The sequence below is a fragment of the Nocardiopsis sp. MG754419 genome, assembly GCF_018207095.1.
Classification (GTDB): Bacteria; Actinomycetota; Actinomycetes; order Streptosporangiales; family Streptosporangiaceae; genus Nocardiopsis.
This window is the reverse complement of sequence record NZ_QOCZ01000173.1, coordinates 1-10,521: the sequence shown is the minus strand read 5'-3', so window position 1 is coordinate 10,521 and position 10,521 is coordinate 1. Positions and strand designations below refer to the sequence as shown.

Sequence of the window (10,521 nt, the reverse complement as noted above, 5' to 3'; positions counted from 1 at the left end):
AGTCTCTTTGCGCTGATGGTACTGCCCTGTGGTGGGGTGGGAGAGTAGGTCGCTGCCACGGTTTTTTTTGGAAAAGGGGGGGTCCTGTTGGGGCCCCCCCTTTTTTTTGTGCCCGGAACCCGAGGGCGGGGGTCGTGGCTTTGGAGGTCGGCCGTGCCGGCGGGCGGCGAAGGGGCTTTCTCGGCCTGTGCACCGTTCACGATGCTCGGCGGCGCTCGGAGATGGCCTTCAAGCTCTTCGGTGCGAGGGTTTCCGGTTTCGGGCAGCGCGAGGACGGCGGAGGTCGAGACGCCCCCGATATCGAGAAGAACATGGTCGGGCGACTCGATGTCAGAGCAGGCGGACGCTGTGTGGATCACGTGCGCGTCCGGTGCCGTGGGCCGGGAATGGGACAATCGCGTTATGACGAAGACAATCCCGGTGGAGTTGTTGGCGGCCGCGGAAGCGGCGAAGGGCTTCATGCCCACCGACGAGGGCCTGGCCCTGTTCGAGACGGCCGTCGCGTACGCCGAGCGTGGCCCGATCGTGGAGATCGGCACCTACTGCGGTAAGTCCACCGTGTTCCTGGGTGCGGCGGCGAGGGTCGCCGGTGCGAGGGTCATCACCGTCGACCACCACCGGGGGTCGGAGGAGCACCAGGAGGGCTGGGAGTACCACGATCCCACGCTGATCGACCCGGTCACGGGTGTCTTCGACACCCTTCCGCACTTTCGTCGCACCCTCACCCAGGCCGGGTTGGACGACGAGGTCATCGCCATCGCCGGTGCCTCCACCGCCGTCGCCGCGGTCTGGGGCGCCGAACTCGGCATGCTCTTCATCGACGGCGGTCACAGTGAGCGGGCCGCCCGGAACGATTACGAGGGATGGACTCCGCACATCGCGATCGGTGGGGCTCTCGTGATTCACGACGTCTTCCCCGACCCCGCTGACGGTGGGCGCCCGCCCTACGACATCTACTGCCGTGCGCTGGAGACCGGGCGCTTCACGGAGGTCCGTGTGGTCGGCTCCATGCGTGTTCTGGAACGCACTTCCTGAAGACCGGATCCACGGCTCCAGGGGGTCGCTCGCCCACCCCTGGGGCCGATTCCGTCAGCGCTGCTCACACGGTGATCCATCGGACACCATGGAACGCTCCACCGAGGGGTAAGCCCACGGTAAGAAGTCACTGCGTGGTTACGGATTCGACCTTGACACAGTTACGGGCGGGTATCGTGGCGGTGAGGGTGGAGCGATGGTGGTGAATTTCCCCGTGATACCGCTTCAGTCCTGACTCGAACTGAACCGATCCGGGGCACTCGCGCGTCAAACACCAGGACGGCACGGTGCCGGACGTGATTTGCCATGGGGGCGGGGAGCTGAGCGAGAGCACACACGGCGATGGCGGGACGGATGGACGGCGTCCCGACTCGAACACGCCGGAGAAGAACGATGCCTCTGCAGAGGAGCTGTCCAGTCAGACCACGCCCCAGCGTGACGTACCCACGACCGGTGAGGACCAATCCGGGTCGGAGTCCGGCGTAGGCGCGGACACCGAGTCCGGGAACGACGACGGTCCCGAACCGGAGTTCGTCCCCGGGTCCCACGCGTTCAAGACCAGTGGCACCTTCTTCCGGGACCGGGTGGCCCGGACGCTGGCCGAGCAGGGGTACGGCAACGACGAGGTGTCCTCTGATCCGGGCACCGACACCGACACCGACACCGAGACCGACTCCGAGGACCGTGCTGTGTCCCAGTCCGGTACCGGAACCCGGGACACCGCCGGATCGGAGGACGCGACCGGCCCGGAGACGGATACCGACACGAGCTCCGGTACGGACGCGACCCCCGGGACGGACTCGCACTCCGACTCCGGTCGGAGCGAGACCACGAGTGGCGCCGGTTCCTGGTTCACCAGGGACCCCGCACCTTCCACCGACGAGACGACCGAAGCCGGCGCGGACACCGACGGGGACGTCGGCACCGCCCGTGCGACGAACGGCGTCGAGGACGACACCGACCTCTCGGCCGGCCCCGATTCCGACCCCGCCCATGATTCCGCTTCCGGCTCCGCCTCCGCCGCCCCGACGTCGACCGCCCCCTTCGCGGACGAGGACACCGGGGACACGGACGATGTCGGCACCCTCGACCCCGACACCGAGGTGACCGGGGCGTTCCCGATCCCCGTCTTCTCCGACGTGTCCGAAACCCCGGAGAGCCCCGAGAGCGACGCTGAGGGCACGGCGGAGGCTCCGAGCGACTCGGACTCGACGTGGGCCGCCAAGGAGGGTTCCGCGTCGTCTGAGGACGCGGAGAGCGCCATGGCCGCGGGCGGGGTGGAGTCCCCGGCGGACGACGCACCGGCGACGGCCGAGGAGCCCCCCACACGACCCTTCACGCCGGTGCACGACGCACCGGACGACGCGTCCCCGAAGACCGAGGCCATGCCCGCTCCCGCCGCGGACGCGGTCGCCTTCGCCGCGCCTCCCCCCGAGGAGGGGCCGGAGTCCCCGACGGACACGGCTTGGGACGAGGGCGACCGGACCGCCGAGCAGCGGTCGGCCCCCGCCGACGATGACGAGATGTGGCCGCAGCCCCGGCGCATGTCCGACTTCCGTTCGGAGCAGCAGAGCGAGGACGAGGATTCCTCCGGTGCTGCCGGTGTCGCGGCCGGGGCGGGCGCCGTCGCCGGTGCCGCCGCGGCCGGTTCCGCCTCGGCGCAGTCCGCTCCCGGAGGCCCCGGTGGCCCCAGCGGTCCCGGTGGCCCCAAGGGCCCGCCCGGTGGTCCCGGAGGCCCCAAGGGTCCGGGGGACAAGGGCGGCAAGGGCGACAAGAAGAAGGTCAAGAAGCCGCTCTGGTGGCGCGTCCTCCGTACGTTCCTGGTGATCACCGGCCTGTTCATCATCGCGGGCTGCGGTGTGTTCGCGTTCTTCTACGCGACGGTCGAGGTCCCGGACGCCGCGAAGGCCGACGCCGTGGAGCAGGGGTCGACCTTCTATTTCGCCGACGGCGAGACCGAGTTCGCCTATCGCGGCACCGACCGTGAGGTGATCGACTACGACCGGATGATCGCCGGTGGCGACCACGTCGTGGAGGCGGTCATCTCCGCGGAGGACCGTGGTTTTTGGACCGAGCCCGGTGTCTCGGTGAGCGGCACCATGCGTGCGGTGTGGTCCACGATCAGCGGTGAGCAGGTCCAGGGCGGTTCGACCGTCACCCAGCAGATGGTCCGCAACTACTACGAGGGGGTGTCCCTGGACCAGACGGTGGCGCGGAAGGTCCAGGAGATCATCATCGCGATCAAGGTGGACCAGAGCCAGGACAAGGAGTGGGTGATGGAGCAGTACCTCAACACCATCTACTTCGGTCGCATGTCCTACGGCGTCCAGGCCGCCGCCCAGGCCTACTACCACAAGGACGTCGACGAGCTCACGGCCGAGGAGGCCGCCTTCCTGGCCGCCGCGATCCAGCAGCCGACCCACTTCGGCCAGGCCGACGTGGAGACGACGCCGGCGATGGAGAACCGCTGGCAGTACGTCATCGACGGCATGGTCACGACCGAGGCCATCACGCAGGCCGAGGCGGACGAGATGGAGTTCCCGGCCCCCGAACCGGAGAAGTCCCTGGACGGCGCCGACATCAGCGGTTACAAGGGCTACATGCTCCAGGAGGCCATGAGCGAACTGGAGCGCCTGGGCTACACCGAGGACCACATCAACCGTCAGGGCTACACGATCGTCACGACCTTCGACAAGGACATGATGGACGCGGCCTACGAGACGGTCGAGGAGATGGTGCCCCAGGAGAACCTGCCCGAGGGCGTCAACATCGGTCTGTCCACGATCGATCCCGCCACCGGTGAGGTCCTGGCGTTCTACGGCGGGCACGACTACGTCGCCAACCAGTACGACAGCTCCTTCCGCGGCGCCGCGCAGGCGGGTTCGGCGTTCAAGCCGTACGTGCTGGCCACGGCCCTGGAACAGGGGTACGGCCTGAACTCCACGGTGGACGGGCGCGGGCCGCGCGAGATCCAGGGGTCCCGTGTACAGAACGCGGGCAACGACTCGGGCGGGGTCATGACGTTGACCCAGGCCACCCAGGTCTCCAACAACCTGGGCTTCGTGGAGCTGGCCCAGGAGGTCGGGTTCGAGCAGATCCGTGAGACCGCCTATGACGTGGGCCTGCCCAACGGCAGCATCGACGACAACCAGCTGGTGCCGGTCATGCCCCTGGGCGCGACCAGTGTCCGGCCGATCGACCAGGCCAGCGGGTACGCGACCTTCGCCAACGGTGGTGTGCACATCGACGCGCACGTCGTCAAGGAGGTCGTCAACCAGGAGGGCGAGGACGAGCGCCCCGAGGTGGAGGAGCGACGGGCTCTGGAGGAGTCCACCGCCGCCGATGTCACCCACGCGCTGGAGCAGGTCGTCAACGCCGGTACCGGCACGCGGGCCCGACTGTGGGACCACCCCGTGGCGGGCAAGACCGGTACGACCGACGGCAGCGTCGCGGCCTGGTTCGTGGGGTACACCCCGCAACTGTCCACGTCCGTGGGTGTGTACAGCGGCAACAACGAGAGTTTCAGCATCCCGGGGCACGACATCTCCGGTGGCGGTCTGCCGGCCGCGATGTGGAACGCCTACATGACCCGGGCGATGGACGGATACGAGCGCGGCTCGTTCCCGAGCCCGGCGTTCGGCGGCAGCACGGAGAACTGGGCACCGGACCCGAATACGCAGCAGCCTCAGGAACCCCAGGAACCCCAGGAGCCGGAGGCCCCGGTCGAGCCGGAGGAGCCTCAGGAACCGGAGGTCCCGGAAGAGCCGGAGGAGCCGATCTCGCCGGAACCGCCCATCGAGGAGCCGGGCGAGCCCGGTGACCCGAACGAGCCGGGAATCCCCGATTTCCCGCCGGGCCGTAACGACGAGTGACGCGCGGCCACTGGGCACGAGGGCCCCGTACCGATCCGGTGCGGGGCCCTCGCCGTAGTTCGGTGGCCGGTGCCCGGCCCAGGTGACGCGCGGGTTCAGGCGACCACCGGCGCGATGTCCCCGCTGTGCAGGAACACCCGTGAGCCCGGGGTGGTGCCGGTGAGGGCGTCCACGGCCAGGACGATCGCGGCCGACGTCCAGGTGCTGCGCTCCACCGGCCAGCGCACCTGTTCGGCGAACTGGTATCCGGTCCAGTAGACGCCGTCGTCGGGGTCGCGCAGATGCTGCACGTCGCGCAGGATGCGCACGCCCGTGTCGGTCTCTCCCATGGCGGCCAGTGTGAGCACGAGCTCGGAGGATTCCGCCGCGGTCACCCACGGCTGGTCGCTGACGCAGCGCACGCCCAGACCCGGGACGACGAAGCGGTCCCACCGTTCGGCGATGCGCGCCTTGGCGTCCTCGCCGCGGACGGCGCCGCCCAGGATCGGGTAGAACCAGTCCATCGAGAACCGGTCGCGGTCGGCGAACAGGTCGTCGTGGTCGTTGATGAGGACGGCGAGCCGGTCGGCCGCCGTGGTCCACGCGGGGCGTTCCCGACCCAGCCGGGCGCCCAGGGCCGCACCGCAGCGCAGAGCGTGGTGCACGCTGGCGCACACCGTGAGCAGCGCGTGGTCCCCGGGTGATCCGTCCTCCCCGCGGGCCCACAGGATCTCCCCGTGGTCGCCGCGCAGCGCCAGGACGAACTCCAGGCCGCTCTCCACGACCGGCCACAGCTCCTCGGCGAACGCGGTGTCACCGGTGGTGAGCAGGTGGTGGAACAGACCGACCGCCGGATAGGCGGCGTGGTTGGCCTCGCGCAGGTCGGTGACGGGTGTGCCCTGACGGAACTTGGCGGGCCAGCCGCCCTCCGCGTGCCGGCTCGTGGCCAGCCACCGATAGGCGCGCCGCGCGGCCTCGGCGTGCTCGGGCACCAGCAGCCCGGTCACGGTCAGGGCCATGGCGCACTCCACGTGGTCCCACACGTCGGTGTGGCCGCCCGGGAACCAGGGGATGGCACCGCAGGGCTCCTGGGCACGGACCAGGTAGTCCGCGGACCGGTACAGCTGTTCGGTGCTGAGGACCCCGGGAAGGTGGAGGGCGTCCGGTTCGTTCGGCGAGGGTGCGGTGGCCATCAGGCGGACGGGTCGGCCGTGAGCGGCTTGCGCACGTACACGATCACGCTCTTGCCGATGACGGGGTCGAGGAGCCGCTCCGCGACCCGGGTGACCCTGGGGGCCTTGAGCATGTCCCAGACCAGCAGCTCGTGGTAGGCCTTGGCCACGGGGTGGTCGTTGTTGTCGGTGCCCACGGCGCACTTGATCCACCAGTACGGTGCGTGCAGGGCGTGCGCGTGGTGGTGCGGGCCGATCTCGAACCCGGTGGCCTTGAGCTTGGCCTCCAGTTCCGCGCGGGTGTAGATGCGGATGTGCCCGCCCTCGTTGGTGTGGTACTCCTCCGAGAGCGCCCAGCAGATGCGCTCGGGCAGGAACGAGGGCACGGTGACGGCGGCGATGCCACCGGGCTTGAGGACCCGGTAGAGCTCCTTCATGGCGGCGGTGTCGTGCGGCAGGTGCTCGAAGATCTCGGCGGCGATGACCCGGTCGAAGTGGCCGTCGTCGAAGGGCATGTCGAGGGCGTCGCCCTTGACGGTCTCGGCCGTCGCGGACGCGGGCGCCTCGCCCTCCTGGCGCATGGCCGCGAACATGGTCTCGACGTCGGCGAGGTCGTCGACGTTCTGGTCGAAGGCGACCACGTCGGCGCCGCGGCGGTAGACCTCGAAGGCGTGGCGGCCACCGCCGCAGCCCAGGTCGAGAACACGGTGGCCCGGGCCGACGGGGAACAGGTGGAAGTCGACGGTGATCAGTGGAGGCTCCCTTGGGATGGTGCTGCGGGTCGTGTGTGCGCGGCCTGCCGGGTCAGGCACCGTTCGCGCGGGCCCGCACGGGCGCGGGGTCGTGTGCACCGTCGGGACCGGTCCCCGTGGCGGCGATGGTGGAGGCGTAGCGCTGCGCGGTCAGCTCGGCGACGGCTCTCCAGGTGAAGCGTTCCTGGACGCGGCGCCAGGCGGCGGCGCTCATGCGTTCGCGTTCGGCCTGGTCGTCGAACAGGTCGGCGAGCGTGGTGGCCAGGAGTTCGGGGTCGCCCGGGGGGATGAGGCGACCGGCCTCTCCGTCGGTGCCGACGACCTCGGGCAGGGCGCCGGCGTGGCTGGCCACGAGCGGAGTGCCGCAGGCCATGGCCTCGACGGCGGGCAGGGAGAAGCCCTCGTAGAAGGAGGGGACGACGGCGACCTGGGCGCTGGAGATGAGCCGGCCGAGTTCCTCGTCGTCGATGCCGCTGACGAACTCGACGCGTTCGCGCAGGCCGAGTCGGTCGACGAGTTCGTCGGTGGGGCCGCCGGGGCGTGGCTTGCTGACGATGGTCAGGGTGATGTCGCGTTCGGCGGTGAGCCGTGCCGCGGCGCGCAGGAGGACACCGACCCCCTTGAGCGGGCTGTCGGCGCTGGCGGTGCACACGATGCGGCCGGGGACGCGTTCCACGTCGGGGCGGGGGTGGAAGTAACGGGTGTCCACGCCCAGGGGGGTGACCTCCATGGTGGTGGGGTCGACGCCGAACTCACGGGCGATGTCGTCGGCGGAGGACCGGGAGGGGACCAGGATGGGGTCGAGGCGGCGGGCGACCCGGGCCTGCATCCTCACGAACCCGTACCAGCGGCGTTTGGAGAGTTTCTGCAGGCCCCGCGCCTCGTCGATCTCGATGCGACGGTCGACACTGATGGGGTGGTGGATGGTGGTGACCAGGGGCAGCCCGGCGGACTTGATGCCGAGGAGACCCCAGCCGAGTGTCTGGTTGTCGTGGACGACGTCGAACTCGTCGAGCCGACGGCGGAGTTCGCGGTTGGCCCGCAGCGAGTAGGTGAGCGGTTCGGGGAAGCCCGCGGTCCACATGGTGGCGACCTCCAGGACGTCGATCCAGTCGCGCCACTCGCGCACGGGCGGGGCGACGAAGGGGGTGACGTCGTTGTAGAGGTCCAGAGAGGGGATCTTCTCCAGGGTGACGCCCTCGTCCAGCACGGGGTAGGGCTGCCCGGAGAAGACGGTGACCTGGTGACCGAGCGCCGCGAGTTCGCGGGACAGGTGGCGTACGTACACGCCCTGGCCGCCCACGTGCTGCTTGCTCCGGTACGACAGGAGGGCGACGCGCAGGGGGCGTTCGCCGGACGGCCGTGGGATCGGTCCCGTGCTCGTACCCGACTGGGTCAAGGGTCCACCTCTTCGTTGGGTCGCGTGCCCGGTCGCCGCCGTTCGCTTGCGGGTCGGTGGCGGGTGCCGCCCCTGCGGGGGGCGCCGTCGGGGCCGGTGCGGGCGCCCCGCTCATGTTACTCGCGAGTTCATTCGGGGTCGGCGCCGGGCTTCGGCTACAGGGATCCTATGGGGGAAGGTGCGCCGGGGTGACGGCGACCCAGCGTGGCGCGGTGGTCGCGTCGTCCCGCGCGACCAGGCCGCGCTCCTCCAGGGTGCGCAGGTGCGCCGCGGTCTCGGAGGCGGCCATGTGTCGGGCCGTGACGCGCATGTTCTCCCAGGGGCGCCGCCATTCCAGCCGGGAGGTCACGTCCCACAGGGTCGCGGGGCCCCGCGCCAACAGGTCCGCCATACGACCCAGGCGCTCCTCGTGGTGCTCGCGGATCTCCCTGGTCCGTTCGGTCAGCCCGGTGAAACGCGCTTCGTGTGAGGGAAGACACAGGAGGCGGTCGGCGTCGGGCAGGCGCCCGGTGCGCTCCTGGGAGGCCAGGAAGTCGCCGAGCGGGTCGCCCTCGGCGGAGTCCAGGGGGAACTGGCCCACGTGCGGGGTGATCCGGGGCAGGACGTGGTCGCCGGTGAACAGCAGGTCCCGGTCGCGCAGGTGCAGGCACAGATGGCCGGGAGTGTGGCCGGGCGTCCACACCGCGCGCAGGTCCAGGCCGGGCACGTCGATCCGCTCACCGTCGTCGAGGGCGAGGTCGGGCGCGGCGGGGGAGCGGAAGAGGGTGGGGGAGGACCGGAAGGCCTCGATGTCCTCGTCTGGGAAGCCGGCGCGGGTCATCTGCGCGATCATCGACGCGGTGCGTGCGTCCTGGTCGTGCGCGGCCAGGCGCGCCAGGACGTCGATGTCGCGTGGGTGCATGGCGATCCAGGCCTCGGAGGCGGCGCGCAGGCGGCCGGTGAGGCCGGAGTGGTCGGCGTGGAAGTGGGTGAGGACGGCGCCCTGCACCTGGTCGACGCGATGGCCGGTCCGGGCGAGGCCGTCGACCAGCGCGGTCCAGGACGCGTCGTGGTCCCAGCCGGTGTCGATGAGGACGGGTCCGCCGGTCGCCGCGAGGACGTAGACGTAGGTGAAACCGATCGGGTTGCCGGGGACGGGCACGGGGATGCTCCACAGCCCCTCACCCAGGTCCTCCACCGGGGGAACCTCACGCATCCTGGCCCTCGCCTCTCCACAGGAAACCGAATCCGGTTCGATTCTAGGGAAGGCGTCGGTTCGGGTCTCGGCCGGAGTGCGGCCAAAGCAGGTCGAATGGGGGCCAGGACACAGGTGTGCGGCAAAGTAGAACATATTCTACTGGCCTTCGAGAGGCGATCGGAAAACCGTCGCCAAGGCCGCGTATTGCCTCTGTCACGTCGCGCGATGAGGTGCGGATCATGGGTTCGAGGCACTGCCTGAACGGGAAGGCGTTGGATAACGTGTTCTCATGATGGCCGGCGGTGCAGCGCCGGCCCTGAGGCGGCACTCGACCCACCGCACCGGTGGTGGGTCGATGACGAAGGGGAGAGGCCCAGTGGCGGTGCAGGCAACGATCGGAACGATGACGCGGAGTCAGACACAGCGTCGTCGACGAATCGTCCAGACCGCGGCCGCCCTGGCGGTACGCGGTGGTGTCGAGGCGATGCAGATGCGCTCGGTGGCCGAGCGTGCCGGGGTCGCCCTGGGGACCCTGTACCGGTACTTCCCCTCCAAGATGGACCTGGTCGTGGCCGTGGTCACCGAGGAGCTCGACCTGCTGGAGGGTGGGATCGTCCGCCGCCCGCCCACCGCGGACACCCCCGAGGGCCGCGCGCTCGACGTCCTGCTCCGCGCCACCCGGGGTCTCATGCGCGAGCCCGAACTGGCCGATGCCTTGGTGCGCTCGCTGATCATGGCCGAGGTCAAGATCGAGTTGGACGTGCGCATCACCGACCTGGTGTGGCGGGTGGCCACCGGCCACCTCGTGGCGACCGGGTCGACCGACACCGACGAAGCGACCGCCGACGTCGACGAGATCGACCGCGGCGGCGTGGAGTACGTCCTGGCGGGAGCCCTCACCAGCGTGTGGATCTTCGAACTGGTGGAGGTGCTCAAGGGGCGCCGCGACGTCGACGAGGTGGAGCGCCGCCTGTACGTCGCGGCCGAACGTCTCCTCGCCTCCTTCTGACGGGGCTCATTCGCCGCCGAACAGCAGTCCCAACAGTCCGCTGAGCAGGCCTCCGGAGCCGCCGCCGGGTTGTTCGCCCCCGGGGGGTTCCTCCCCGGGGGCCTCGTCGTCCTCGCGGGGCGGAGG

The 10,521-nt window shown here is 70.3% G+C and carries 7 protein-coding genes; 3 read left to right on the top strand and 4 right to left on the bottom strand.

What is annotated here, in order from left to right:
* Window positions 1-402 precede the first annotated feature (402 nt).
* Window positions 403-1,035, top strand: a complete 633-nt coding sequence (locus DSY14_RS24240; protein WP_211718931.1) for a class I SAM-dependent methyltransferase — start codon at window positions 403-405, stop codon at window positions 1,033-1,035.
* 287 nt (window positions 1,036-1,322) lie between these two features.
* The gene (locus DSY14_RS24235; RefSeq protein ID WP_211718930.1) at window positions 1,323-4,907 is read left to right on the top strand and encodes a transglycosylase domain-containing protein; all 3,585 of its coding nucleotides are present in this window, start codon (window positions 1,323-1,325) and stop codon (window positions 4,905-4,907) included.
* 95 nt (window positions 4,908-5,002) lie between these two features.
* Here the strand turns inward: DSY14_RS24235 and DSY14_RS24230 are convergent, their stop codons facing one another.
* The 4 genes from DSY14_RS24230 to DSY14_RS24215 all read right to left on the bottom strand — a co-directional run bounded on the left by DSY14_RS24230 (window position 5,003) and on the right by DSY14_RS24215 (window position 9,404).
* Window positions 5,003-6,079 carry a prenyltransferase gene (locus tag DSY14_RS24230; protein WP_211718929.1) on the bottom strand — a complete coding sequence of 359 codons (1,077 nt, stop codon included), beginning with the start codon at window positions 6,077-6,079 and terminating at the stop codon, window positions 5,003-5,005.
* Window positions 6,079-6,753 carry a class I SAM-dependent methyltransferase gene (locus DSY14_RS24225; RefSeq protein ID WP_249188387.1) on the bottom strand — a complete coding sequence of 225 codons (675 nt, stop codon included), beginning with the start codon at window positions 6,751-6,753 and terminating at the stop codon, window positions 6,079-6,081. Before DSY14_RS24225 ends, DSY14_RS24230 begins: the two co-directional genes overlap by 1 nt.
* 109 nt (window positions 6,754-6,862) lie before the next feature.
* The gene (locus DSY14_RS24220; protein ID WP_211718928.1) at window positions 6,863-8,209 is read right to left on the bottom strand and encodes a glycosyltransferase family 4 protein; all 1,347 of its coding nucleotides are present in this window, start codon (window positions 8,207-8,209) and stop codon (window positions 6,863-6,865) included.
* A 166-nt stretch (window positions 8,210-8,375) separates the two neighbouring features.
* The gene (locus DSY14_RS24215) at window positions 8,376-9,404 is read right to left on the bottom strand and encodes an MBL fold metallo-hydrolase (protein ID WP_211718927.1); all 1,029 of its coding nucleotides are present in this window, start codon (window positions 9,402-9,404) and stop codon (window positions 8,376-8,378) included.
* A gap of 358 nt (window positions 9,405-9,762) precedes the next feature.
* Here DSY14_RS24215 and DSY14_RS24210 point away from each other — a divergent pair, with 358 nt between their 5' ends.
* Window positions 9,763-10,395: a TetR family transcriptional regulator gene (locus DSY14_RS24210; RefSeq protein WP_211718926.1), complete on the top strand. Its 633-nt coding sequence runs from the start codon at window positions 9,763-9,765 to the stop codon at window positions 10,393-10,395.
* Window positions 10,396-10,521 lie beyond the last annotated feature (126 nt).

Excerpts from the sequence above, each read along its gene's own strand:
- DSY14_RS24240 (WP_211718931.1), top strand. The coding sequence starts at position 403 with ATGACGAAGACAATCCCGGTGGAGTTGTTGGCGGCCGCGGAAGCGGCG.
- DSY14_RS24230 (WP_211718929.1), bottom strand. The coding sequence starts at position 6,079 with ATGGCCACCGCACCCTCGCCGAACGAACCGGACGCCCTCCACCTTCCC.
- DSY14_RS24215 (WP_211718927.1), bottom strand. The coding sequence starts at position 9,404 with ATGCGTGAGGTTCCCCCGGTGGAGGACCTGGGTGAGGGGCTGTGGAGC.